Genomic DNA, 25529 nt, shown 5'->3' on the forward strand with positions numbered 1-25529 from the left:
CGTTTAAAGTGGCCCTGCGAACATGAATTCGGGGTCAATATGGTCGCCAACCGCGAATGTAATCTCGGCGACTTTCTCCAATCCGTAGCGCCGGTAGAATCGCTGGGCTTCCGGATTGTGCGCATAGACCGAAAGCTGCATTTCATCGGCCTGCCACCCGCGCGCCTCCGCCAACGCCCAATCCATCAACCGCGCGCCGTGGCCGCGTCCGATCAGGTCGGGGTCGGTGTAGAGCTGCTTCAACTCCATCGGAGATTTGGCGGCGGTGTGGGCGGGCAAGGTGCTGGTGCGCACGATCTTGCAGAAGCTGGCGAGTTTGCCGTCTTCCTCGATCACCGCGATTTGCATTTCGGGATTGGCGAGTTGCGCCGTTACCGTCGCTTCCGAGTGCGAATCGTCAAGGAATTGCGCAAGGTTTTCAGCACTATACAGATGCCCAAACTTGGCGATGAAGGCGCGGCGGCCAAGATCGGACAGGGCGGGGACATCGGCGGGAGCAGCAGTGCGGAGCGTCATGGCTCCGCCTTACACCGCCAATGTGGGCAATTCCAACCCCGTCAGCCCGCCTTTTGCGCCTTCACCTTGGTATAAGGCACAAACTGGCCGAGGCCGACCGAGCCGCGCCAGAAGCCGACATTGCGATCGATCATGCGCACGATATCGACATTGCACAGTTGCGATCCCCACGGCGTGGTGACCATGATGTTGCTGTCATCCAACGAGGAAGCACCTGATTCCGGGCGATTAACCCAGATCGTGTTGCCCGCTTCATAAGCAATCGCGGTCTTGTCGTAGATGCGCGTGGTGTTGACGCGGGGGAGGTAGATGCAGCTGACCGGTTCCCCGGCGACGCGGCCTTCCAGCGACTTTTCAAGCTGTTGTTCGGGGGTAAGACGCGGCTTGGCGTCGGCGGCGACTCCGACAAGGAGTAGCGATCCGGCGGCCAGTGCCGCAGCGATGGTGCTGGCGGTTTTCATCATGACTGGCACTTCCTTTCGTTCGATCTGTGATCGATGCGCCGATTCGGCTGAACCAGCGCTGAAAAATCAGCCGGTGCCGCCCACCGTCAGCCCTTCGACCAGCAAAGTCGGCTGGCCAACGCCTGCAGGCACGCTTTGCCCGCCTTTGCCGCAAACGCCCACGCCTTCGTCAATCGCCAGATCGTTGCCGATGCCGGTGACTTTGGTGAGGCAGGTGGGACCGTCGCCGATCAGCGTGGCGCCCTTGATGGGGGCGCCCAGCTTGCCGTTTTCGATGCGATAGGCCTCGGTGCAGGAGAACACGAACTTGCCGCTGGTGATGTCTACCTGCCCGCCGCCGAAGGATTTGGCGAAGATGCCGTTCTTGACGCGGCTGAGCAGTTCGGCGGGATCATCGTTCCCGGCGCGCATGAAGGTGTTGGTCATGCGCGGCATCGGGGCGTGGGCAAAGTTTTCACGCCGTCCGTTGCCGGTGGGAGCCACGCCCATCAGCCGCGCGTTCAACCGGTCATGGATATAGCCCTTGAGGATGCCGTCTTCGATCAGCACGTTTTCCTGCGTGGGCGTGCCTTCATCGTCGATGGAGAGCGAACCGCGACGGCCTTGACCGTTTACGCCGAGCAAGGTGCCATCATCGACCACGGTGACGCCCGGCGCGGCCACGCGTTCACCAATGCGGCCTGAAAAGGCGCTGGTGCCCTTGCGGTTGAAATCGCCTTCCAGCCCGTGGCCGACCGCTTCGTGCAGCAGCACGCCGGGCCAGCCGGGGCCGAGCAGGACGGTCATTTCGCCCGCCGGAGCGGCAACCGATTCGAGGTTCACCAGCGCCTGCGCCAGCGCCTCGTCAATCGCGCGGTTCCAGGTTTCGGGCGCGAACAGATCGTCATAAAGGCGGCGGCCGCCGATGCCGAACGAGCCGGTTTCGCGCCGCCCGTTCTGTTCTGCCACGATGGACACGTTGAGCCGGACCAGCGGGCGCACATCATGCGCGACGAAGCCATCGGCGCGGACGATTTCCACCACCGACCACGATGCCGCCAGCGAGGCCGAGACTTGCGCCACGCGCGGATCGCGGGCGCGGGCGGCGGCGTCGATCGATTCGAGCAGCTTGACCTTGGCCTCGAACGGCACCGCATCGAGCGGTGAGGCTTCGGTATAGAGGTGGCGGTTGCTGTTGCGCGGGGCGGGTGCGGGCTGGCCCTGCGCCGGATCGAGCAGCTTGAGCGTTTCCCCGGCCCGCGCGATGGCGGCGGCGGAAATCTCGTTGGCGTGGGCAAAGCCGGTCATCTCACCCGAAACGCCGCGCAGGCCGAACCCGGCATCGCGCGAATAATCGGCGGTCTTCAGGCGACCGTCATCGAAGCCGAAGCTCTCGCTGGCGATGAACTGCAGGTAAAGCTCACCATCGTCGCATGATTTCAGCGCGTTGGCGGTGAGGGTCTGCGCTTCAGCGGGCGTGAGCAGGCCGGAGCGGTAGAGCAGCGAGCGGGTGTCGATATCGGTCATGGCACCGATATAAGCGCTCATCCAGCAAAGGCCATAGCGGCCTGTTCAGGCAGCCTGTGCAGTATCCGCCGGGCCGCCCTTGAGCACGAAGCGCTTGTCGCAATAGCCGCATTCGACATAACCGCGCTCGTCAATTTCGAGCCAGACGCGGGGGTGGCCGAGTGCCACGCCGCCCCGAATATCGGAAGCGCCATCGCATTTGACGCGGTGGTGATCGGTAAGAACGGTTTCTGGTGCCTGCATCATGGGGCAAGCGGCTAGCAAATCTGCGGCGTTCAGACAATTGCGTTTTGGCGCGTGGTGGTGCAGGCAGCGGGGCATGTCTTCCGCTGAAAATCCCGCCCCCGCCATCCGTATCAAAGATCTGGTAAAGCGCTATGCGCCCACTGGAAAATCTGCTGGCAAGCTGGCGCTGGATGGCGTGAGCTTTGATGTGCCGCAGGGGCAGATATTCGGGCTTCTGGGGCCGAACGGCGCGGGAAAATCGACGCTGATCAATACCCTGGCGGGTCTTGTCATGAAAACGTCGGGCACAGTGGAGATCTGGGGCCACGATATTGACCGCGATGTGCGCAACGCCAAGGCGTCCATCGGCATCGTGCCGCAGGAAATCGTGTTCGATCCGTTCTTTACCCCTGCCGAAGTGCTGGAGATTCAGGCGGGCCTTTACGGCGTGCCCAAATCGATGCGGCGCACGATGGAACTGCTGCGCGCGGTGCATCTTTCCGACAAGGCCGATGCCTATGCCCGATCACTTTCGGGCGGGATGAAGCGGCGTCTGCTGATTGCCAAGGCAATGGTCCATGCCCCGCCGGTGCTGGTGCTGGACGAGCCGACCGCAGGCGTGGACGTGGAACTGCGGCGGCAACTGTGGGAACTGGTGGGCGAGATGAACCGCGACGGGGTGACCGTGGTGCTGACCACGCATTACCTTGAGGAAGCGGAAGAACTTTGTGACCGCATCGCCATCATCAACCACGGCAAGCTGATCGCGAACAAGCCGACGCGCGAGTTGGTAGACATGGCGCGCGAGAAAATCGTGGTGCTGACGCTGGACCGCGATGTCGATGTTGCGCCGCAACATCCGGTGTTCCTGAAGAGCATTGTTTCGGGCGAGCGGCAGGTTGAGATCGGATATGACAAGGACAAGATGACCGCAGGCGAAGTGATGAGCCTGGTGCAGGGGCAGGGCTATGCCATTGTCGACGTTTCAACCCGCGAGGCTGACCTTGAGGACGTGTTCGTGACGCTGACCAGCCAGCCGCGCGAGACCGCTTGAGAGCTGACCTTGCGCGCGTGTTGAAGGCTTGATTGGTGCTGCAAGCGCTTATTGCACCTTGAAGATTGGCTCTTCAGTCGCAGTCTGGCGACGCCAGCCACCCTCATCGCGCCGACGGATTTCAGCGTCGCAACGCTTGCACTTCCCGACGAAAGCATGACCGTTCCATGCAACGGTCTCCCGCGCCGGACGATGCCGGTTGAACAGACACAATAGTCTTGAGCCGAGCATTGGCCCTCCGTTCGAGCAGGTGGTTTGTAAGTGATAATACTTATCATGCTGCGGCTGCGAAGAACAGGTGCAGCGTTGTTAACATGGATTAAAATTGGCCTGCACTTTCTATGCGCAAAATGTGACGGGCGGTCCTTGTGGGCATAGCGCCGCACTTTCCACTTTGCCGGGCAACCGCTAGGGCCAAAGCAAGCGGGCCAAAGCAGCCTGCCTTTTGCGCGGCGAAAGGACGGACGGAACAGTGAACGAGACTCCGGGGCCAGAAGAGGCGGGCTATGACGTCCTGATCATCGGTTCGGGCGCGGCGGGGCTGACCGCCGCGCTGGTGCTGGCCGAAAAATGCCGCGTGCTGGTGCTGGCCAAGGGCGGGCTGGATGGCGGATCGACCAATTGGGCGCAGGGCGGGATCGCCGCCGTGCTCGATGCGGGCGATACTTTTGACGATCACATCCGCGACACGATGATCGCAGGCGCAGGTCTTAACCGGCGCGAAACGGTGGAATTCGTGGTCGAGAACGCGCCGCAAGCAATCCACCGGCTGGAAGAGCTGGGCGTGCCGTTCAATGCCGAGGCGGGATCGCTGCACCTGACGCGCGAGGGCGGGCATTCGCACCGGCGCATCGTGCATGTTGACGATGCCACCGGGGCGGCAGTGCAACAGGCGTTGCTGAAGGCTGCGCGTGAGCACCCGAATATCACATTGCTGCCGGGACAGACCTGCATCGACCTGATTACCGGGCGGCATGAAGCGGCACGCTATTCCGGGTCAGGCCGGGTGTGGGGCGTTTATGCGCTGGACGAGGCGAGCGGCAAGGTGGCGGCGCATACCGCGCGCGCCACGATCCTTGCCACTGGCGGGGCAGGCCGCGTCTACCAGTTCAGCACTGCGCCGCGCGGCGCGACGGGCGATGGCATTGCGATGGCGTGGCGGGCAGGGGCGCGCGTTTCCAACATGGAGATGATGCAGTTCCACCCGACGTGCCTTTACCATCTTGAGGTCAAGAACTTCCTGATTACCGAGGCGGTGCGCGGCGAGGGTGGGCGGCTGATCAATCCGCGCACCGGCAAGCGCTTTATGACACGGTATGATGCAGAGCGCATGGAACTGGCCCCGCGCGATGTGGTGGCGCGTGCGATTGATGCCGAAATCAAGAAGTTCGGACTTGATTACGTGCATCTGGACATCAGCCATATGCCGCCGGACTTTGTGCGGGGGCATTTCCCCAATATCTATGAAAAGCTGATGGGCCTCGGGATCGACATGACCACCGGCCCGATCCCCGTGGTGCCCGCGCAGCATTATACCTGTGGCGGGGTGCTGATCGATCTGGACGGGCGGACCGATCTGCCGGGGCTTTATGCCGCCGGGGAATGCACCGAGAGCGGGCTGCACGGGGCGAACCGGCTTGCGTCCAATTCGCTGCTGGAATGCTTTGTGTTCGGCGATGCGGCGGCGCGTGATATTCTGCGGCGCTGGGACAGTTTCGATGCGCCGCCCGCCGTGCGCGGCTGGGACGAAAGCCGGGTTACCGATTCCGATGAGGAAGTGGTGATCAAACAGAACTGGACCGAAATCCGCCGCTTCATGTGGAACTATGTGGGGATCGTGCGGACTGACAAGCGGCTGGAACGGGCGGCGCACCGCATCGCCATGCTGACTGACGAGGTGGCCGACTATTACGGGCACTTCCGTGTGACCACGGACCTGATCGAACTGCGCAATCTGTTGCAGAGCGCCGAACTGATCGTGCGATCAGCGCGCGCGCGGCATGAGAGCCGGGGATTGCACTATACGCTGGACTATCCGCAGACCGATACTGAGGCGAAAGACACCGTGCTGGTGCCTTGATGTCTGGACCGGAACGCCTTTGGCGTTCCTGACGCGGCACCGGCCCGCTCCCCCGCCCGACCACCCATAGGGTACTAATGTTGGGTGGTCGGGCGGGGGAGCGGGCCGGTGCCGCGTCAGGAACGTCAGTTTGGGCTCAGCAAACTACGCGGCTTCGGCTTCCACGAATTCAGGGTAGAACACCGGCGGGCGTGTGGACCAGCCGTGCGCAGTGGCGGCGGCTTCGCTGATGGACTGGAGCAGGTGGCGGCGGCGGTCAGGCCGGATCATCGGCAGCGCAGCGGCTCCGCAGAAGGCACCGGGCAGCCAGGGACGTGCGTCGGCTCCGAGCAGGCGTTCGTAGAGGAAGCGGTAGGCCGAAAAGCCGGTGATGCGGCCTTGCGCCAGATCGAAGGCGGAGAGGCGGATCAGCGGTCCCATGAAGGGTTCGAGCGTGTCCAGCCCTTCGACGTGGGGCAGCAACTGGCGGAGCATCGGGATTTCGGCATAGAGCGCGGCCTGCTGGCAGATCGACATGACTTCATCGCCCGTGCGTGCCCAACGCTGCTGTGCATCGCCCCGGCCCAGCGCGATGTCCAGACTGCGGCGGATGTAGCGCTGTTCGCAGGCTGCGAAGCTGGCGAATTCACGCATTTCGGAAATGGTCATGCCGCTTGCGTCATACCGAGCCATCGTCTTGCCCTCCTGCCGCGCGGTGGAGAATTCAACCCTTGCGGCAGGAGGATAATGACAGATCGTGGTTAACGGTGCGTAACCATTGCCGCCTGCGTGAGCACTCACGCGGCGGTAACGGTCATGAAAACGCGCTGTAGGCTCCGTAGAGGCTGGTCAGCGTGAGCACGATGCCCACCATGATCAGCATGGCCTTGGCAGGGATGTGCTTTGCCGCCCATGCCCCGAACGGAGCCGCAGCCACGCCGCCAATCAGGAAGCCGAGCGTTGCGCCCGCAAGGTCAGCTATACCGATCTGCCAGATAAACGTGGCCGAAATGGTCAGCGTGAGGAAGAATTCGACCGTGTTGACCGTGCCCACAACCTTGCGCGGATCGGCACCCTGGATCAGCAGGTTGGACGTAACCACCGGACCCCAGCCGCCGCCGCCAGCAGCATCAAGGAACCCGCCGATCAGGCCGAGCGGCGCGACGTGCTTGGCGTCCTTGATCTTGGGCGGATAGAGAATGCCGCGCGTGAGCAGGTAGATGCCGATGCCCGAAAGATAGAGCAGCACCCACGGTTTGACCACCGAGGCATCGACCGAAGTGAGCGCATAGGCTCCCAGAATACCGCCTGCCATCCCGGGCAGCAGCAGGCGGAAGAACAGTTTCTTGTCGATATTGCCGTGGATCAGATGGCTCACACCTGACGTGGCGGTGGTGAAGCATTCGACGATATGTACCCGCTGCGAGGCCAGCGCGGGGGGAATGCCCAGAACGCCGACCATCAGCGTGTTTGAGATAACCCCGAAGGCCATGCCCAGCGCGCCATCGATCATCTGCGCGGCAAAGCCGATCGCGATGAACGGCAGCAGCGCGTTCAGATCAAACCCAGCCAAAAAATCCATCGCGAATCCCACCCTGTTGTCCGCCTCGTGGCGGCGCAGTGAGGTAGCGTGAGGGAATCTCTACCGGAAAGGAAGAATTTAAACTCTACCATAAAGGGAGAGTTTTTTGCGACGAACCGTTGCGCGGGCCGTTACGCAGCTTTGCGGCGGTAGCGGAAGTACCAGACTTCGTGGCCGTAGACAGTGCGCGCCTTGTGTTCGTAGCGGGTTTCGGGCCAGCCGCCGGGGCGGACCTGAAAGTCCTTGGCCTCACCGGCCAGCCAATCAAACTGGTGCTTGTGGCGGCGCATGACCATCAGCGCGTGGCGCAGATAGACGTCGTGATCGGTGCCGAAGCGGAACTCTCCGCCGGGGCGCAGCTTGGCGGCGATGAGATCCAGCGGGCCGTCGTTCATCATGCGGCGTTTGGCATGGCGGGCCTTGGGCCAGGGATCGGGGTGGAGCAGGTAGACGAAGGACAGTGCGCCATCGGGGATGCGGCGCAGCACTTCCAGTGCATCGCCGTGATGGATGCGGACGTTGCCGAGCGGGGTGGATGCGCCGTTGTCACCGGAAACGTGCGTGAGCGCCTGCGCCACGCCGTTGAGGAACGGTTCGGCCCCGATGAAGCCGTGATCGGGGAGCATATCTGCGCGGAAGGCCATATGCTCACCCCCGCCAAAGCCGATCTCGAAATGCAGCGGGCGGGCTTCACCGAACAGTGCCTCTGCCGTGATCGGTCCTTCGGCAGGCATGGCAATCTTGGGCAGAAGGTCATCGACCAAGCCCTGCTGGCCCTGCCGCAAGGGCTTGCCCTTGGCGCGGCCATAGAGGCGGTTGATCGTGGTGGGATCGCCGGATTTGTACGCAGTCATAGGGCGCGCCGATGGCAGGAGCCAAGCGAACCGTCAACGAAAACGGGCACAAACGAAAACGGCCCGCCGGGGAGGGCGGGCCGTTTCATCGGGACGCGATCAGGGCCGGGAAGAATCAGGCCGCTTCGGTTGCGCTCATGTCATCCGGGTCGCGCAGCACATAGCCGCGTCCCCAGACGGTTTCGATGTAGTTTTCACCACCGCAGGCATGTGCGAGTTTCTTGCGCAGCTTGCAGATGAACACGTCGATGATCTTGAGTTCGGGTTCGTCCATCCCGCCATAAAGGTGGTTCAGGAACATTTCCTTGGTCAGCGTGGTGCCCTTGCGCAAGCTGAGCAGTTCCAGCATCGCGTATTCCTTGCCGGTCAGATGCACGCGGGCGCTGTCAACTTCGACGGTCTTGGCATCGAGATTGACCGAAAGCTTGCCGGTGCGGATGACCGACTGCGAGTGGCCCTTTGACCGGCGCACCACGGCGTGGATGCGGGCAATCAGCTCTTCGCGGTGGAAGGGCTTGGTCACGTAATCGTCGGCACCGAAGCCGAACGAGCGGACCTTGGAATCCATTTCGGAAATGCCGGAAAGGATCAGGACAGGGGTTTGCACTTTGGCGACGCGCAACTTCTTGAGCACATCATAGCCGTGCATGTCCGGCAAGTTGAGATCAAGCAGGATGATGTCGTAATCATACAGCTTGCCCAGATCGAGGCCTTCTTCGCCAAGATCTGTAGAATAGACGTTGAAGCCTTCGGTCGTGAGCATAAGCTCGATCGCCTTGGCCGTGGTCGGTTCGTCCTCGATCAGCAGTACACGCATTGATCGCCCCTTGTTTGCCATGCCCCAGTAGGGTTTCCGATGGCAATTAACCCGTCTTCAATTCGAGTTGATCGCCATTAACCATAGGAGGAATGAACATGAAAGGTTAATTTGTTGTAAAGGCGGCCGATACTCAGCGCGCGGTTAACCACCGACAGGGGCGGAAATGAATCGGTTCGGGGGCGAAGTGATTCAGAACGGGGCAGAAAAGTTCGGGATTCCAAGAGTCTCGGAATGAATCACCGGGGTGCAACGATCTCATCCATATTGGTGGCAGGTTAACGCAGAGCTACCCAAATCCGAGCGAATGCCGATTCGCGCCTATCGAATCAGGCCCCTGCAATGCCCAGGCTCGACGCCGCTTCACGCAGTTTGCGTGCCCCTGCACTGTCATTGCGCAAGGCGGTGAGGCCTTTTTGCAAAGATGCGGCGGCCTTTTTCGGCTCACCCAGTTGCATCCGGCTGCGCAAAAGCATGATCCAGCCGTCGGCATTTGCCGGATTTGCGTCAAGCTTTGCCTCAAGCCCATCGACCATGCCCCGGATCATCGCTTCCTGCTGACCCTTGGGCAGACCGGCAGCGGCTTTCATCTGTTCGGACGTGGGACCGGGAATGCCGGCGGCAGCCTTGAGCGGCCCATCCGTGACTGCGCCGCCTGCGGGGGCGGCAAACTGTGCTTCGGCCAGCCGCTTTTCCACCTCGATCTTGTGCTTTTCCCCCACCGCGCGGATCACAGAACGGATGTCTTCGGCATAGGGCGCATCGGCGGGCGTATCTTCGAGCAGGCCGAACCACGCGTTGATCGCCTGACGGTGCCGCCCGGACAGGTCCATCGCCACGGCCTGGAAATAGCGGGCGCGCGCATCTTTGGGATCAAGCTTGATCGCCTTGTCGAACGCGGCGCGCGCATCGCGCGGCATGCGGCCTTCTTCCTTGCTGGCCAGAACCAGCGATTCGCCCAGAAATGACCATGACTGTGCGTTTTCGGGATCGAGCGTGGTCGCCTTTTTCAGGGCGGTGGCCGCTTCTGCATAGCGTTCGGTCTGGAAATAGGACCAGCCAAGCATACGCCAGCCTTCGGCGTCATCGGGCTTTTCCGCCAGCTTTGCCTCAAGCTTGGCAATCACATCATCGACCGAGGGCTGCTGGCTGGGCGCGGCGGGGGGCGGTTCGACCGCTGGGGGCGGCGTCTCCGGCCCGCGCATCATCGCCACGCCGCCTGCGCCAAGTGCGATCAACCCTGCACCGATAAGGGCAAACCGGCCAAGGCGCGATGAACCGTCCGCCTTATCGCGGGGTTCAGGGGCTGGCTTCGGCTCGGTCATCATCAACTCCTGCCGGATCACAACTGCACCCCTTGGGCGAGGGCAAGGCTTCCGGTCTTCATGCGCATATCGCGCCGAACGGGGAGCGCGCAAGGCGTTGCTGCAACAACGTGTGGGGGCCTGCGGCAACAACAAGGGTGGCAGTAATGTGTGACTGCAGGAGGCATGGTTGCAATTTGTTTCTGGCAATGCGCGGTGCATCGGTTAATGTCAGTCAACAGGGGTCGCAAATCGGTACGGGAGACAGGCAGGCGCAGGGACATGCGCCGTCGGTCGGCGATGCGGGGGACGCACACCGGTGGGCGAGATTTTCAAGGTTGCAATCATTGGTTCAGGCCCTGCGGGGATGAGCGCGGCCAGCCGTGCGGCGCAGCTTGGCCTCAGCCATGTGCTGCTGGAAAAGACGGACCACCTTTCCGACACGATCTTCAAATACCAGAAGGGCAAGCATGTGATGGCCACGCCATCGCAACTGGTCCTGCGGTCCGATCAGGAATTCGACGCTGGCAAGCGCGAAGACATTCTGGACCGGTGGAACGGACGCACGGCCGAACTCGGCGTCAATGTGATGTACAACGCCGATGTGAAGGCGATCAAAGGCACGGGTGAGGCGATTGCCGGATCAGTCCAGAAGATCGTTTCCCGCGCGCGCGATGGATCGACCACCACCACCGAACTGCAGCGCCACGCCCCGCCCTATGCCATCACGCTGACCAATGGTGAGACGGTGATGGCGGAAAACGTCGTTCTGGCCATCGGCACGCAGGGCAACCCCAACCTGATGCGCTGCCCCGGCGGCGATCTGCCGCACGTTACCTATCAACTCGATGATCCCTATGCCGTGCTCGATCAGCACATCATCGTGATCGGCACGGGCGACGCCGGGATCGAGAATGCGCGCGGGTTGGTGGAGGATCAGGCGCAGGGCAACACGGTGACCGTGCTGAACCGCAGCCCGAAATCAACCAACGTGCGCGAAAGCTTTGCCACGGCCAAGGAGCCGAATGCCAAGGCGCTGATCGAAGATGATGCGGCGGGCAAGCTGGCGATCCGTTACGAGACCGAGACCAAATCAGTAGAGCCGGGCTGGATCACGCTTTCCACGCGCGATGGCGAGGAGCGCATCCGGTGTGACCGGATCATCGCGCGAATCGGGTCTGCCCCGCCACGCGCCTTCGTTGAAGGGTGCGGTATCGAATTTGCCAGCGCCGACCGGCTGGCCTTCCCGACACTGTCGCCGCAGTTCGAATCGACCGCGCCGGGCATTTTCGTGATCGGTGCGCTGGCGGGCTACCCGCTGATCAAGCACTGCATGAATCAGGGTTATGACGTTGTTGAATTCATCAACGGCAACACCGCGCTGAAACCGGCGGACGAGCCGCTGCTGGAGGCCAAGTTCGCAGGCCTTCCGGGCAGGCGGTCGGTCAACGAATGGCTGGAATTCCTGCGGGCGAACGTCGCAATCCTTGAAGGCATGACCACGCTGCAGCTGCGCGAATTCATGCTCGATTCCGAAGCGCGCGCCTACAAGGCGGGCGACGTGATCTTCGAAAAGAATGATCCGGGTTCGTCGCTGTTTGCCATCGCATCGGGCGGGGTCAACGTGCGGCTCGATCCCAAGGATCCGTCGAAGATCGTGCCAATTTCTTCGGGATCGATCTTTGGCGAAGTGGGCCTGATTTCCGGCCGCAAGCGTGGCGCCACCGTTGTGGCTGCACAGGAAACGGTCTGCGTCGAAATCAGCCGCAACGCCGCGCTGAAACTGCAAAGCCAGGTGCCGACCGCCAAGCGCGCGATCGAGCGTATCTCTACCGAGCGGCAGATCCTGCAGATGTTCGGATCGGGCCTGACTCCGGCGGACATCATCGAAGTGGTCGACGGATCGAAGATCGTGCAGGTGCGCGCAGGCGATGCGATCATCAAGGAAGGCGATGATGACCGCGACATCTATGTGATTCGTGTCGGGTCGATGATCGTCGAAAAGGAAGTCGGCGGAAAGCCGGTGTTCCTGTCCTACCTGCCCGCCGGTTCCTATGTGGGCGAAATGGCGGTGATCGATGGCGGCACCCGCACTGCCACGGTGCGCGCCGCGATCAAGAGCGAAGTCATCCGCATCGATGGCAAGGCCTTCCGCCGCGTGCTGGCGGCCAAGCCTGCGCTGCTGGACCGCGCGCGCAAGGAAATGGAAGTGCGACGCGCGACGAATGCCTTCATCGAAACAAAGAAGGACACGTTCTCGGGGATCGTCGATCTCTATTCAGAACAGGCCAAGTTCCTCGTTTCACAAGGGCTGGGTGAGGCGACCGACGTTCTGCTGATCGATGAACGGCTGTGCGTGGGCTGCGACAACTGCGAAAAGGCCTGCGCCGACAGCCATGACGGGCTTTCGCGGCTGGACCGCGAGGCCGGGAAGAGTTTTGCCAACCTCCACGTGCCGACATCGTGCCGCCACTGCGAACACCCGCATTGCATGGCCGATTGCCCGCCCAACGCGATTCAGCGCGGGCCGGACGGCGAAGTGAAGATCAACGATACCTGCATCGGCTGCGGCAATTGCCAGCGAAATTGCCCCTACGGCGTGATCCGCATGGACAAGGTGCCGCCGAAGAAGCCGTCGCTGCTTTCGTGGCTGTTCTTTGGTGCCGGGCCGGGACCGGGCGAGCCGCCCTATAAATGGTCGAAGAAGAACACCAAATACACCGGCGATCCGGCAATCGATGAAGCGCTTGACCGCAAGAAGGCGATCAAGTGCGATATGTGTTCAGGCATCGAAGGCGGGCCAAGCTGCGTGCGTGCCTGCCCCACCGGTGCCGCCATCCGCGTATCGCCCGACGAGTTCCTGACCGTCGCCCGGCTTGAGAACGAGGGGGCCTGAGCGATGGCATCGACCGCAAACAAGCCTGCGCCGGGCAAGAAGACCGGCTCTTCACGCAAGCGCCAGAACACGCACGAAGGGTTCCTGACCCACAACCGCATGTACTGGGCCAAGCTTTCGGGCGCGCTCGCGCTGGCTTTGATCCTGCTCTACATCTTCGTGCCACTGCCGGGCACGCATTTCGGATCAAGCTGGCTGGGTTATACCTTGGGCACCATCGGCGCGTTGCTGATCCTGTGGCTGACCATGCTGGGTATGCGCAAACGCGCGATCACGCCGGGGCGGTGGAGCCTGAAGGCGTGGACCAGCGCGCATGTCTATCTTGGCCTGCTGGTCACGGTAGTCGGCACGCTGCATTCGGGCTTCTACTTCGGCTGGAACGTCCACACGCTGGCCTGGGCGCTGATGCTGCTGGTGGTGGGATCGGGGATTTTTGGCATCTATGCCTATGCCACGCTGCCCCGCGCGCTGTCGGCCAACCGCTATGACGAAGAGGGCGCGATCACGGAAAAGCAGATGATCGAGGCTCTGCGCTCGCTCGACCGGCAGATCCACGATGCGGCGCAGCCACTCGACGCGCAGGCTGCCGTGCTGGTGGGGCAAAGCCTTGAGCAAGACCCGTTCGGCGGCAGCTTCTGGAACCGCGTGACCGGCAATTATCCCAATTGCGCCACGCGCCATGCGATCAACGAACTCCGCGCAATCCGCGCCTCGCGCCAGCGCACCAAGGAAGACCTGCTCGGCAAGATCGATGCGCAGCTGACGCGCAAGGAATCCATGCTCGAACGGTTGCGACAGCATCTCAAGCTGAAGTCCTGGTTGCAAGCGTGGCTCTACATCCACGTCCCCGTCACTTTTGCGTTGATCGCCGCGCTCTCTGCGCATGTCGTCAGCGTCTTCTTCTACTGGTGAGCGAACGATGAGCTTTGTTGTCCGCCAGATCGCGCTCAAATCCAGCGGTGAGGAGATTGTCCGCTCCTCCAACTACGGCATGCGCGAGATGACCGTTGGCCGAGATTCGGCCTGCGCGATCCATTTGCCCGACCTTGCAGTGAACCCGGTCCACGCGCGCATCGCGTTGGGTGCAGACGGTCTGTTGACCGTTACCGCCACTACCGAGCAGCCGTTTGAAGTAAACGGACGCAGCACACGGCAGGCCGAGGTTGATCCTGCCGTTGGCGGTGAACTGGCGTTTGGTGGCCACCGCATCGCCGTGTCGCAGGATGAGGATGGCGCAACGCCAGTGCTCACCGTGCGCCGCGTGGAGGCCGTGTCGGATTCCGCCGAGGACCGCGATATTGGCGCGGCCTATTCGCTCAAAGGGCTGTTGCCGGGAAAGCGGCTTTCGGCATGGGGCTTCTCGCTGCTGGTGCTGTTCGCGTTTCTTGCCCTGCCGCTTTACAGTTATATGTCGGCAAAACCGCTGGCGATGCAGGCCGATGCGCGCCGGGCCGATGGCTTTCACGCTGATGAGACGTGGACGTCTGGCCCCTTGAGTGTGTCGCACAAGGCGCTGAATGATGATTGCCAGGCCTGTCACACGCAGGCCTTTGTCGCGGTGACCGACAAGGCATGCCTCACCTGCCACACCAAGGACGCGCACGACCACATTTCGGACAAGGCGCGGCTGGTGCAATCGCGCGGGGAGCCGACCGGCATGGCGGCGATGCAGCGCGCGGTGGCAGGGGCTTTCAACCGTCCGGCAGGGCGCTGTGTCGATTGTCACACCGAGCATGAAGGTGCCGGTGCTATGCCTGCCACGCAACAGCAGTTCTGCGCGGATTGCCATAACGGGATGAAGGGGCGCTTGCCAGACACCAAGATCGCTGATGCCGCCGATTTCGGAACGGCCCACCCCCAGTTCAGGCCCATGATCATCAGTGGCATGGACGGGGACAAGCCGTTGTTGAAGCGCGTGGCGTGGAGCGCGGATCTGCAAGAGGACAACGGCCTGAAATTCACCCACGGCCAGCACCTGTCCAAAACCAATGGCATCGCCCAGATGGTGCGTCGCATGCCCGGCCAGTTCACTGGCAAAGACGCGCTGCAATGCGCCGATTGCCACGCGACGGATTCCAGCGGCACGCGGTTCCAGCCGGTGAAGATGGAGGAATCCTGCCAGTCGTGCCATTCGCTAAGCTTTGATCAGATCGGCGGCACCACCCGCACGCTGCGCCACGGCGAACCGGCGATGGTCGTGGCCGATCTGCGCGCGTTCTATCGCGGCACCGCGCCTGCGCGCCCGGCCAACCTTTCGGGCATGGCGCGGCGCGTGCCGGGCGATGCGGCCCTGCGCTCAACCGCGGCAGATTATGCGCGGGCAGTGCGGTTCTATCCGGGCGGGGCGGATCAGGCGATCAATCAGGTCTTCTCGAAGGGCGGCATGTGCAACGATTGCCACGTCGTCACGCGCGGTGGAACGACACAGACGGCGGGCTTTGCGATTCAGCCGGTGGCCCAGAACGATCGCTATTTCCGCAAGGGCTGGTTCGATCACAAGGCCCACGTGCAAGCCGATTGCGCGGAATGCCACACCGGTGCCGCTACATCGAACAAGGCGACCGATCTGCTGGTCCCCGGTATCGATGGCAAGGGCGGCTGCCGTACCTGCCACGTTGGCGGAGAGGGCGCGAAGCTTGCATCCGTATCCGTGAAAGACCCGGTCGATTCTTCCTGCGCAATGTGTCACTCCTATCACATGGATGCAGGCGCTCCGTGGGTGCCGAAGAATGATCGCAAGAAGGCAGCGGGGCAAACGGTGGCGATTGCGGAGCGTCCGCGCTTCCCCGTGAAACTGCACTAGGAGGCACCCGGGGGGACGATGCTGATAGCGCAGGTCACCGATATTCACCTGGGATTCGAACCCGATTCCCCCGGTGAATTCAACCGGCAACGGCTTGATCGCGTGCTGGATGAACTTGCGGCGATGCAGCCTCGGCCGGACATGCTTGTCGCCACCGGAGACCTGATCGACCGGGGTGACAGGGAAAGCTACGAACGCCTGCGCGAAGCATTTTCGGAACTGCCGTTTCCGGTCCACTATGCGCTGGGCAACCACGATGCCCGCTCAACCTTCGCTGAAGTCTTTCCCGAGGCGGTGTTCGATGGTGGCTTCCTGCAATATGTGGTCGAAGCAGGGCCGCTGCGGCTGATCGTGCTCGATACCCTGGAAGAAGGCCGCCATGGCGGAGCCTTCTGCGACGCGCGCGCTGCATGGCTGAACGCACAGCTTGATGCTGCGCCCGATGCGCGCAACCTGATCGTGCTGCATCACCCGCCGTTCGAAGCGGGTATCCCGTGGATGAACACCGATCCGGCTGAACCGTGGGTCGAACGGCTTGGTGCCTGCGTACGCGGGCGGAGCAATATCGTAGGGCTGGTTTGTGGCCACATCCACCGCGCCATCGCTACCGCGTGGGAAGGCACGATTGTCGCCACCTGCCCGTCCACCGCGCCGCAAGTGGCGCTCGATCTGCGGCCCATTGACCCGGACCAGCCGGACGAGCGCAACCTGATCGTCGCCGATCCCCCGGGCTATGCGCTGCACTGGTTCAACGGGCGCGAACTGGTGACCCACTGGGACACGGCAGAGGATCATCAGGTGCTGGCAAAGTTTGATGCCAACTTGACCGACATGGTGCGCGAAATGCTATCCGAGCGTCCCGGCGCGTTTTAACGCACGCTCCTCTAACGCACCCCGGCCAGCGCCTTCTGCCGCCGCCGCTGCACCGAACTGCCAAGCCCGATCGCCTCTCGATACTTCGCCACCGTGCGCCGGGCGAGATCGAAGCCCTTGGCCTTCAGCAGATCGACCAGCGCATCGTCAGAAAGGATTGCCTTGGGATCTTCTGCATCGATCAGCGTGCGGATCGCCGCTTTCACCGCCTCTGCCGAAGCACCCTCGCCATCGGATGAGCCGACGCCAGAGGTGAAGAAATACTTCAGTTCAAACGTGCCGCGATTGCAGTGCAGATACTTGTTTGAAGTCACGCGGCTGACGGTCGATTCGTGCATCTCGATAGCCTCGGCCACTTGCCGCAGCGTCAGCGGGCGCAGATGGGCCACGCCGTGGCGGAAAAAACCGTCCTGCTGCTTCACGATTTCCGCTGCCACTTTCAGGATGGTCTTCTGCCGCTGGTCCAGCGCCTTCAGCAACCAGTTGGCATCGGCCAGCTTCTCGCCCAACCACGCCTTGGCCTCCTTGCCCACGCAGGCCCCGCGCATTTCTACGTAATAGCTGCGGTTGACGATCAGGCGCGGCAGCGTGGCCTGATTGATCGCAATGTCCCAGCCACCGCCTGCGGTGCTGCGGATCAGGATATCGGGCACCACCGATTCCGCCGCGCCCCCGCCAAAGCGCAGGCCGGGGCGCGGATCATAGCTGCGCAGTTCGGCCAGCATGTCGGCAAAGTCTTCGTCATCCACCTGGCACAACCGCTTCAGCCGCGCGATTTCCCCGCGCGCCACCAGTTCCAGATTGGCGATCAGCCGCGCCATGCACGGGTCGTATCGGTCCGCTTCCTTGGCCTGCAGCGCAATGCATTCGGCCAGATTGCGTGCGCCGATGCCCGTCGGATCAAGCGATTGCACCAGCCCCAGCGCGCGTTCCACCACCACGGCGGAAAGCCCCAGCGCGTCGGCCACTTCGCCAAGGCTGATGCGCAAATATCCGGTCTCGTCCAACTGGTCGATCAGCCACCGCGCCACGAACAGCAGTTGCTGGTCAGACGTGGCCGCACCGATCTGGCCGTGGAGGTGTTCGGCGAGCGTTAGGTCAAAATGGCCGTGTTCATCGATATCCGGCCCTTCGCCGCCACTGCCGGTGCTTTCGCGTGCAGAAGACAGTTCAAGCCGCGCACCGTCCCCGGTATCGCGGTCCCGGTCGAGCGCCGACGCGTCGATATCAAGCGGTCGGTCCTCTGCCACGCGCCCTTCGGACACGAGCTGATCCACCGGCGAGGATTCCAGATGCGTGCGGCGCAATTCCTCAGGGATGCCTTCCCCGATTTCGACCGGCGCGGAATCGCCCACATCCAGCAGCGGATTGGCGTCCAGCGCCTCACCTATGAACGTCTCAACCTCAAGGTTGGACAGCGCCAGAAGCTTGATCGCCTGCTGCAACTGCGGCGTCATCACCAGCGACTGGGTTTGCCGGATATCCAGCCTTGGCCCCAAAGCCATAATCTAGATCCCCCCCGAGACCTGCATTACAGCGTAAAGCCCTCGCCAAGGTAGAGGCGCCGCACGTTGGCATCGGCCACCAGCGCCTCGGGGCTGCCGGCAAACAGCACCTGCCCGCCATAAATGATGCAGGCGCGGTCCACGATGTCCAGCGTTTCGCGCACGTTATGATCGGTGATAAGCACACCGATCCCGCGCTCCGACAGGTCTTTCACCAGATGGCGGATATCGTTGATCGATAGCGGATCGATGCCTGCAAAAGGTTCGTCGAGCAGGATGATCGAAGGCCGTGCGGCAAGCGCGCGGGCAATCTCGCAGCGGCGGCGTTCGCCGCCTGAAAGCGCCATCGCCGGGCTGGCGCGCAGCCGGGTCAGGCCGAATTCGTCAAGCAGCCGCTCCAGCTCCGCCTCACGCGTGGCCTTGTCCGGTTCGATCAGTTCGAGCACGGTGGAGATGTTCTGCTCGACCGTCATCCCCCGGAAAATCGAGGTTTCCTGTGGCAGATAGCCGAGACCCAGGATCGCGCGGCGGTACATCGGCAGCTTGGTAATATCCACGCCATCGAGCAGGATGCGCCCCGAATCCGGGCGGACAAGTCCCATGATCGAATAGAAGCACGTGGTCTTGCCCGCGCCGTTGGGGCCAAGCAGGCCCAGCACTTCGCCTTTGCCCACCGACAGCGAAATATCGGTCAGGACCGCCCGCTTGTCATAGCTTTTGGCGATGGACACGACCTCCAGCCCGCCCTGCGGAATCGGGGGGGCCGCGTTGGCAGGGGCTGCGGTTTCTTCGATCGTGGTCATCAATCAGCTCGGCAGTTTCAACAGCTTGGGGTGCAACCATTAGCGGGTCGGCCCCGCAGTTCAAACCCCGCGCTGCAAGTTTGGCAGGATTTATGCATGCCGGTGTCTAGGCCGGTGTAACGCGTCCACATTAAATCCCGGTGAAGGACACTTGAATTGCAATAGGCCTTGCAGGGCGCGTCTGTGCATGATTTATTCGATACGGAGCAGGACAACAGAGGCAAAGAGCCATGAACAAGGCCTTAAACTCGCAAAGTGCACAGGTCGCATCAGTACAGGCCGCCTCGTCGGCCAAGGTAGATTGGCGCAAGAAGATGAGCGACAATGTCGCCTATGGCCTGCTGGTCTATACCGGCCTGCAAATCTTCGTAACCATGCACGAAATTCAGGGGACGAGCGCGTCGATCCTGCCGCTGTTCGTGCTGGTGGTGCTCGTCGCCGCGATCATCCCGTTGTTCCGCCAGTTTGAACGCCGCTGGGAAGCGCTGACCGATGAACAGGCGCACAACATGGCCTATAAGGCCGCATTCCGGCGCGATCAGATCCGCGTGTGGCTACTCGCCGCGATCCTGCCGCTGGTGATTACCGGGGTCTATCGCGGGCTATCGATGCTTTTCTGACGCAGGCTTGTTCCACCCATGATTGCTAGCAGGCCGTCCCTGTTCTAGACCGCGCGACCTTGCTGTTGCGAAAGGTCAATCCATGCTTTCACTCGCCGATGCCCGCGAACGCTGCGAAGCGCTGATCCAGCGCGCGCGCCGCGCAGGCGCAGAGGCGGGCGATGCGGTCTATGTTGGCAGCGCTTCCGAATCGGTGTCGGTCCGGCTGGGTGCGCTGGAAGATGTGGAACGCTCTGAATCCGAAAGCGTGGGCCTGCGCGTGTTTGTCGGCGGCGCATCGGCCTCGATCGGATCGACCGACCTTGGCGATGCTGCGCTGGATGAACTCGCCAGCCGGGCAGTGGCAATGGCGCGGCTCGCTCCGGCGGACAAGTTTGCAGGGCTTGCGGCCGAAGAGCTGTTGCTGCGCGGCGAAGCGCTTGACCTTGATCTGGACGATGCCACCGAACGCAGCCCGGCAGAACTGCGCCGCCTTGCCGAGGAGGCAGAGGATGCCGCGCGCGCCATTCCGGGCGTGACCAACAGTGAAGGCGGCGGGGCCAGCGCCGGGCGCGGGCTGTTCGCGCTGGCCACCAGCCACGGCTTTTCCGGGGCGTATGCCGCCTCCAGCCACAGCGTTTCGGCCAGCGTCGTTGCGGGCGAAGGCAGCACGATGCAGCGCGACTATTCGTGGCGCAGCACCCGCCATGCCGCCGATCTGCCCAGCCCCGATGTGATCGGACGCGAGGCGGGTGAACGTGCCGTGCGCCGCCTCAATCCGGGGCGGGTCAAAAGCGGGCCAATGCCGGTGGTGTTCGATCCACGTGTCGCCAACTCACTTGTCGGCCACCTGATCGGCGCAATGTCGGGCGCGTCCATTGCGCGCCGGGCCAGCTTTCTGCTTGATCGCGATGGCCAGAAGCTGTTCGATTCGGCGATCACCATTACGGACAATCCGCTCGTCCAGCGCGGCATGCGCTCGCGACCGTTCGATGGCGAAGGCCTGCCTACCGGCCCGCGCAAACTCGTCGACGCAGGACACATCACCGGCTGGCTGATGGATGCCGCCGCCGCGCGCCAACTGGACGCCATGCCCACCGGCCACGCTTCGCGCGGATCATCGGGTGCGCCGCATGTCACCTCCAGCAATGTGGTCCTGCAACCAGGCAGCCTGACCCCGGCCGAACTGATGGCTGACATTGCCGATGGCGTTTATGTGACCGAACTGATTGGGCACGGCGTCAACAGCGTAACCGGCGATTACAGCCGGGGCGCTTCGGGCTTCCGCATCGTGAATGGAGAACTGGCCGGGCCGATTGCCGAGTTTACCGTAGCGGGCCACCTGATCGAAATGTTCGCCGCGCTGACGCCTGCAAACGACCTTGAAATCTATCGCGGCATCGATTCGCCCACGCTGCGGGTGGACGGGATGAGCATTGCGGGGGATTGAGCGAAAGCCCACCCCCAACCCCTCCCGCTTGCGGGAGGGGGGAAGCAGTCCTGCCTTTGCCCTCCCGCAGGCGGGAGGGCCGCGAGACTTAGCGAGCCGAAGGCGAGGTTAGTCGCAGCGGGGTGGGCAAAGCCGCAAACGCAAAAAAGGGGGCGCGGGTTCAGCTGTACCCGCGCCCCCTTTTCAACTCTGGCGAAACCGCTCAGCCCTTGGCGTTCTTGGCGCGCTCAATGGCTTCCAGCGTGATCTGGCGGGCGTCTTCTGCGCCGCCCCACGTGCCCACGCGCACCCACTTGTCCTTTTCCAGGTCCTTGTAGTGCGTGAAGAAGTGTTCGATCTGCTGCATCACGATCTCGGGCAGATCTTCGCGTTCCTTCACGTCCGAATAGTACGGGAAGGTCGAATCGACCGGCACGCAGACCAGCTTTTCATCGCCGCCATGCTCGTCTTCAAGGTTCAGCACCGCAATCGGGCGAGCGCGGACGACCGAGCCTGCCAGGAACGGCGAACGCGCGATGACCAGCGCATCCAGCGGATCGCCATCGGGCGAAAGCGTGTGCGGGACAAAGCCGTAGTTCGCCGGATAGCGCATCGGCGTGTGCAGGATGCGGTCCACGAACAATGCGCCTGAAGCCTTGTCGAACTCATACTTCACCGGCTCACCGCCGATGGGAACTTCGATGACCACGTTCAGGCTTTCCGGCGGATTATCACCGGTGGGAATCATGTCGATGCGCATCTTTGCCCCTGTTCGTTGGGTGGAGAGAATGCGCAGGCCCTAGCGAAGCGGCTTGTGCGCCGCAACAAGACTTATGGCGAAATGGTCCCCGCACTGGCGCGAGGACCATTTCGAGTCATTTCTTCGCGGCTGTAACGGGCCGCTTGGGTTCAAGCAGCAGGTCCAGCCCGGTTGGTGCCTTGCCAGGGGCCACGCGCTCCAGCCACGGGTAGCGCAAGCCGTCCTTGTAATCGATGCGGATGGTGTCGAACCGGTCGCCGCGCTTGACCAGCAGGTCGAGCGGCGTGCCCTTTTCCCCCTTGGCCGCAGTGATGGCCTTCTTCAGGTCGTCCGCACTATACGTCACGCCGTTCACCGCCATCACTTGGGCGCCCGTCACGATCCCGGCGTTGAAGGCGGGGCTGTCCCACCGCGTTCCGGTGACCTTGCCGTCCTTGTCCAGCGAGATGCCGATGGAATTGCCAAGGCTCAGCCCCTTGCCAAACTCCATTGCCGCCTTGGTGAAGGGGTTCGGCTCTTCCTTCCACACCAGCTTGTAGCCGCCCTTGGCGATCCCGTTCAGCGGCGCGGGCTGGCCCGGCTGGTTGATGCGGGTGTCGATCAGCTTGGCCCAGTCATAGGGGTAAAGCGCGTTCAGCTTGGTCACGATCTCGTCCACCTCGAACGGGATCTGGCCATAATCACCCGGATTCATGCCGAAAAACGCCTTGGCGAAATCGTCGATGGATTTCTTGCCGCCGGTGCCTTCGCGCAGGATCTGGTCAATCTCCAGCCACACCAGCGCGCCTTCGGTGTAATAGTCCTCGTTGCGGGCGAGTGAAGGATAGGGCTTGGGCTTGCGCGATGCGAAGACCGGATCGAACCCGGTGTCCTCGACCGAACGCCATTCCCGCCCCGGCTGCTGCGTGTAACCACCGGCCCAGCCCGCCAGCATGCCCAGCACGATGTCCTTGCCCTGCAATCCCGACCGCGCGGCCAGCACGGCCCCCCAGAACTGGTCCTGCCCTTCATAGGTCCACAGCAGATCGCCCTGCATCGGCTGGCGATAATCGGGCGTCCACAGCCGCGCCGGGCGGCGGAACTTGCCCGACCACGAATGCGCATATTCGTGCGGCAGCAGGTTGCGGTCCCACTCCTGCTTGTCCCACGCGGTAAAGGCTTCCGGCTCCAACTGGTTCTCGCTCGACCGGTGGTGCTCCAGCCCGATCCCGCCGATCTTGTCCGAAAGCGCGAGCAGGAATTCGTAGTGGTCGAAGTGGTTTGCCCCAAACGCCAGCTTCGCCTCGTCCACCAGCGCCGAATGCGCGGCGATGTGTTCGGGCTTGGCCTCAAGCTGCTCGGGCTTGTCCGCCACGACATTGAGCGTGACCTTCTGGCCCAGATCCCACTTCTTGAAATAGCGCCCCGCAAAGATCGGCGAATCGACCAGCGTCTCGTAATCCGTCTCGGCCCACGTCGCGCGGTTTCCGTTCAGGCTCATACCGTCCAGCGCGGTCGCAGCGGTCCAGCCCTGCGGCAGGGTTACGCTGGGCTTCACCTTGATCTGCCGCACGTAATGACCCGCCGGATAAAGGCTCATCTTCTCCCACTGCAGGTTCAGCATTTCGGGCGTCATCGTCACACGCCCCTCGGCAGAGGCGAGCGGCGAGGTGTGGACGAACTTGGCGGTCACCGCCTTTGCGCCAGCGGGCAGCATTACGTGGAAGGCATATACCTCTACGCGGTCCCGCTTCCACTCCACCGGCTTGCCATCGACAAAGAACTGCACGCCCACCAGCTCGGACAGCGGACCGCGCGGGCCGTGGTTGCCGGGCAGCCATTGCGGGAACAGCAGGATCAGCTCTTTGGCGCCCGATGCCACCGGGATCACCTGCGTCACGCGATAGGCGCGGCGCATCGTGTCAGACGCATCAATATCCAGCGTCATCGTGCCGGGATAGGCCACGTCCTGCGCATCGGGCACGGTCTGCGTGATCGGCACGGCCATCGGCGCGGAGTTGGCAGCAAGCGCTTGTTGCGAGACGGAAAGGGCGAGGAGGAGCGGGGCGACCGCGAGTTTCTTCAGCATGGGGCAGTTCATGGCGCGATGCGGTCACAATCGCAACCATCGGCAAGCGCCTTTTTTGCAAGACTTTCCGTTTGCGCGCTTTCCGGCTAATCGCGCGGCATGAGCACCCAGACCCCACAAGCAATCCGCGGCACCCAGGACATCTTCGGCCCCGATGCCGAAGCCTTCGCCTTCGTCGTCGAAACGTTCGAGCGCGTTCGCAAGCTCTACCGCTTCCGCCGCATCGAAATGCCGGTGTTCGAAAAGACCGCCGTGTTCAGCCGCTCGCTGGGCGAGACGACCGATGTTGTCTCCAAGGAAATGTACAGCTTCGAGGATCGCGGCGGGGAATCGCTGACCCTGCGCCCCGAATTCACTGCCGGCATCGCGCGCGCCTACCTCACCGACGGCTGGCAGCAGTACGCGCCGCTGAAAGTCGCCACCCACGGCCCGCTGTTCCGCTATGAACGCCCGCAAAAGGGCCGCTACCGCCAGTTCCACCAGATCGATGCCGAAGTGATCGGCGCGGGCGAACCGCAGGCCGACGTCGAACTGCTGGTGATGGCCGACCAGTTGCTCAAGGAACTGGGCATTCAGGACGGCGTGACGCTGCAACTGAACACGCTGGGCGATGGCGCCAGCCGCGAAGCATGGCGCACCGCATTGATCGACTATTTCCGCGCCGTGAAGGGCGATCTTTCGGAAGATTCGCAGGACCGTCTGGAACGTAACCCCTTGCGCATCCTCGACAGCAAAGACCCGCGCGACAAGGTGTTTATGGCCGACGCGCCCAAGATCGACGATTTCCTGAGCGATGAAGCACAGGACTTCTTCGCCAAAGTGAAGAGCGGGCTGGATGCCGCCGGGGTCAAGTATGATCGCTCACAGTCGCTGGTGCGCGGGCTGGACTACTACCGCCACACGGCCTTCGAATTCGTCACCGACCGTCTGGGCGCACAGGGCACCGTGCTGGGCGGTGGCCGCTATGACGGGTTGATGGAAGCGCTTGGCGGCGCGGCGACGCCTGCGGTCGGCTGGGCAGCGGGGATTGAGCGGTTGGCGATGTTGGTTGGAGATAGAGGTGAGCCCAAGGCTGATGTGATCGTGGTCGTGGAAGATGACACGCTGCTTTCAAGGGGTATTGCACAAGTCTCTAGGCTGCGCCGCGAAGGATTTTCCGCTGAGCTTTTAGCGTCAGGATCGCTGCGCAAGCGTTTTGATAAGGCTGTGAAAATGGGCGCTAGCGCCATCCTTGCACTTGCTATTCGAGATGGTCAGCCAGCAGCCAGAAGGCTTGTCGAAGAGACTGCGTCTTCATCGCTTCGGGAGCAACTCGAAGCAATCGCTGCAGACTTTAAGTGACCAACTCAACCCCCGTCACCCCGGGCTTGACCCGGGGTCCCGCTTTTCTTCTCGCGACGGGTAACGACCAA

The 25529-nt window shown here is 62.7% G+C and carries 22 protein-coding genes; 9 read left to right on the forward strand and 13 right to left on the reverse strand.

Annotated elements, in window-relative coordinates:
- Window positions 1–3 precede the first annotated feature (3 nt).
- The 4 genes from Q8R81_RS07610 to Q8R81_RS07625 form a co-directional block, all read right to left on the reverse strand.
- Complete coding sequence (locus tag Q8R81_RS07610; RefSeq protein ID WP_305616820.1) at window positions 4–516, reverse strand: GNAT family N-acetyltransferase; 513 nt, start codon at window positions 514–516, stop codon at window positions 4–6.
- Between the two features lie 41 nt (window positions 517–557).
- Window positions 558–980 (reverse strand): hypothetical protein, encoded by a 423-nt coding sequence (locus Q8R81_RS07615; RefSeq protein ID WP_305616821.1) that lies wholly within the window; start codon window positions 978–980, stop codon window positions 558–560.
- A 66-nt stretch (window positions 981–1046) separates the two neighbouring features.
- The gene (tldD, locus tag Q8R81_RS07620; RefSeq protein ID WP_305616862.1) at window positions 1047–2486 is read right to left on the reverse strand and encodes a metalloprotease TldD; all 1440 of its coding nucleotides are present in this window, start codon (window positions 2484–2486) and stop codon (window positions 1047–1049) included.
- Between the two features lie 45 nt (window positions 2487–2531).
- Window positions 2532–2732 carry a zinc-finger domain-containing protein gene (locus Q8R81_RS07625; RefSeq protein ID WP_305616822.1) on the reverse strand — a complete coding sequence of 67 codons (201 nt, stop codon included), beginning with the start codon at window positions 2730–2732 and terminating at the stop codon, window positions 2532–2534.
- A gap of 73 nt (window positions 2733–2805) precedes the next feature.
- On the opposite strand from Q8R81_RS07625, the gene Q8R81_RS07630 reads away from it, so the two are divergent.
- Both Q8R81_RS07630 and nadB read left to right on the forward strand, forming a co-directional pair.
- A complete protein-coding gene (locus Q8R81_RS07630) occupies window positions 2806–3765 on the forward strand; it encodes an ABC transporter ATP-binding protein (protein ID WP_305616823.1) in 960 nt (319 codons plus the stop codon).
- A gap of 472 nt (window positions 3766–4237) precedes the next feature.
- Window positions 4238–5845 (forward strand): L-aspartate oxidase, encoded by a 1608-nt coding sequence (nadB, locus tag Q8R81_RS07635; RefSeq protein ID WP_305616824.1) that lies wholly within the window; start codon window positions 4238–4240, stop codon window positions 5843–5845.
- A 144-nt stretch (window positions 5846–5989) separates the two neighbouring features.
- Here the strand turns inward: nadB and Q8R81_RS07640 are convergent, their stop codons facing one another.
- From Q8R81_RS07640 to Q8R81_RS07660, 5 genes are all read right to left on the reverse strand, one after another.
- Entirely contained in the window at window positions 5990–6517 is a 528-nt protein-coding gene (locus Q8R81_RS07640; protein ID WP_305616825.1) for a hypothetical protein, read from the reverse strand.
- A gap of 121 nt (window positions 6518–6638) precedes the next feature.
- Window positions 6639–7406, reverse strand: coding sequence for a sulfite exporter TauE/SafE family protein (locus Q8R81_RS07645; RefSeq protein WP_305616826.1), 768 nt, complete (start codon window positions 7404–7406; stop codon window positions 6639–6641).
- A gap of 131 nt (window positions 7407–7537) precedes the next feature.
- On the reverse strand, window positions 7538–8260 hold the full coding sequence (locus Q8R81_RS07650; protein WP_305616827.1) for a tRNA (guanosine(46)-N(7))-methyltransferase TrmB: 723 nt from the start codon (window positions 8258–8260) through the stop codon (window positions 7538–7540).
- A 115-nt stretch (window positions 8261–8375) separates the two neighbouring features.
- Window positions 8376–9077 carry a response regulator transcription factor CtrA gene (ctrA, locus tag Q8R81_RS07655; protein WP_305616828.1) on the reverse strand — a complete coding sequence of 234 codons (702 nt, stop codon included), beginning with the start codon at window positions 9075–9077 and terminating at the stop codon, window positions 8376–8378.
- 329 nt (window positions 9078–9406) lie between these two features.
- A complete protein-coding gene (locus tag Q8R81_RS07660; RefSeq protein ID WP_305616829.1) occupies window positions 9407–10402 on the reverse strand; it encodes a tetratricopeptide repeat protein in 996 nt (331 codons plus the stop codon).
- 346 nt (window positions 10403–10748) lie between these two features.
- On the opposite strand from Q8R81_RS07660, the gene Q8R81_RS07665 reads away from it, so the two are divergent.
- From Q8R81_RS07665 to Q8R81_RS07680, 4 genes are read left to right on the forward strand one after another with little or no spacing between them, the layout of a single operon-like run.
- The gene (locus Q8R81_RS07665) at window positions 10749–13277 is read left to right on the forward strand and encodes a cyclic nucleotide-binding domain-containing protein (protein WP_371135328.1); all 2529 of its coding nucleotides are present in this window, start codon (window positions 10749–10751) and stop codon (window positions 13275–13277) included.
- Window positions 13278–13280: 3 nt separating this feature from the next.
- Entirely contained in the window at window positions 13281–14189 is a 909-nt protein-coding gene (locus Q8R81_RS07670) for a hypothetical protein (protein WP_305616831.1), read from the forward strand.
- 7 nt (window positions 14190–14196) lie between these two features.
- On the forward strand, window positions 14197–16080 hold the full coding sequence (locus Q8R81_RS07675) for a cytochrome c3 family protein (RefSeq protein WP_305616832.1): 1884 nt from the start codon (window positions 14197–14199) through the stop codon (window positions 16078–16080).
- Window positions 16081–16098: 18 nt separating this feature from the next.
- On the forward strand, window positions 16099–16953 hold the full coding sequence (locus Q8R81_RS07680) for a phosphodiesterase (RefSeq protein WP_305616833.1): 855 nt from the start codon (window positions 16099–16101) through the stop codon (window positions 16951–16953).
- Between the two features lie 11 nt (window positions 16954–16964).
- On the opposite strand, the gene rpoN is transcribed toward Q8R81_RS07680, so the two are convergent.
- Both rpoN and lptB read right to left on the reverse strand, forming a co-directional pair.
- The gene (gene rpoN, locus Q8R81_RS07685) at window positions 16965–18458 is read right to left on the reverse strand and encodes an RNA polymerase factor sigma-54 (RefSeq protein ID WP_305616834.1); all 1494 of its coding nucleotides are present in this window, start codon (window positions 18456–18458) and stop codon (window positions 16965–16967) included.
- Window positions 18459–18484: 26 nt separating this feature from the next.
- On the reverse strand, window positions 18485–19261 hold the full coding sequence (gene lptB / locus Q8R81_RS07690) for an LPS export ABC transporter ATP-binding protein (protein WP_305616835.1): 777 nt from the start codon (window positions 19259–19261) through the stop codon (window positions 18485–18487).
- 230 nt (window positions 19262–19491) lie between these two features.
- On the opposite strand from lptB, the gene Q8R81_RS07695 reads away from it, so the two are divergent.
- Both Q8R81_RS07695 and Q8R81_RS07700 read left to right on the forward strand, forming a co-directional pair.
- Window positions 19492–19881 carry a hypothetical protein gene (locus Q8R81_RS07695; RefSeq protein ID WP_305616836.1) on the forward strand — a complete coding sequence of 130 codons (390 nt, stop codon included), beginning with the start codon at window positions 19492–19494 and terminating at the stop codon, window positions 19879–19881.
- A gap of 82 nt (window positions 19882–19963) precedes the next feature.
- Window positions 19964–21310, forward strand: a complete 1347-nt coding sequence (locus Q8R81_RS07700; protein WP_305616837.1) for a TldD/PmbA family protein — start codon at window positions 19964–19966, stop codon at window positions 21308–21310.
- A gap of 202 nt (window positions 21311–21512) precedes the next feature.
- Here Q8R81_RS07700 and ppa read toward each other — a convergent pair whose 3' ends face one another.
- Both ppa and Q8R81_RS07710 read right to left on the reverse strand, forming a co-directional pair.
- Window positions 21513–22049 (reverse strand): inorganic diphosphatase, encoded by a 537-nt coding sequence (ppa, locus tag Q8R81_RS07705; protein ID WP_305616838.1) that lies wholly within the window; start codon window positions 22047–22049, stop codon window positions 21513–21515.
- Between the two features lie 115 nt (window positions 22050–22164).
- A complete protein-coding gene (locus tag Q8R81_RS07710; protein WP_305616839.1) occupies window positions 22165–24117 on the reverse strand; it encodes a M61 family metallopeptidase in 1953 nt (650 codons plus the stop codon).
- Between the two features lie 99 nt (window positions 24118–24216).
- Here Q8R81_RS07710 and hisS point away from each other — a divergent pair, with 99 nt between their 5' ends.
- Complete coding sequence (hisS, locus tag Q8R81_RS07715; RefSeq protein WP_305616840.1) at window positions 24217–25458, forward strand: histidine--tRNA ligase; 1242 nt, start codon at window positions 24217–24219, stop codon at window positions 25456–25458.
- Window positions 25459–25529: the final 71 nt, after the last annotated feature.

It is taken from the genome of Novosphingobium sp. (genome assembly GCF_030696665.1).
In the GTDB taxonomy this organism is placed as follows: Bacteria; Pseudomonadota; Alphaproteobacteria; order Sphingomonadales; family Sphingomonadaceae; genus Novosphingobium.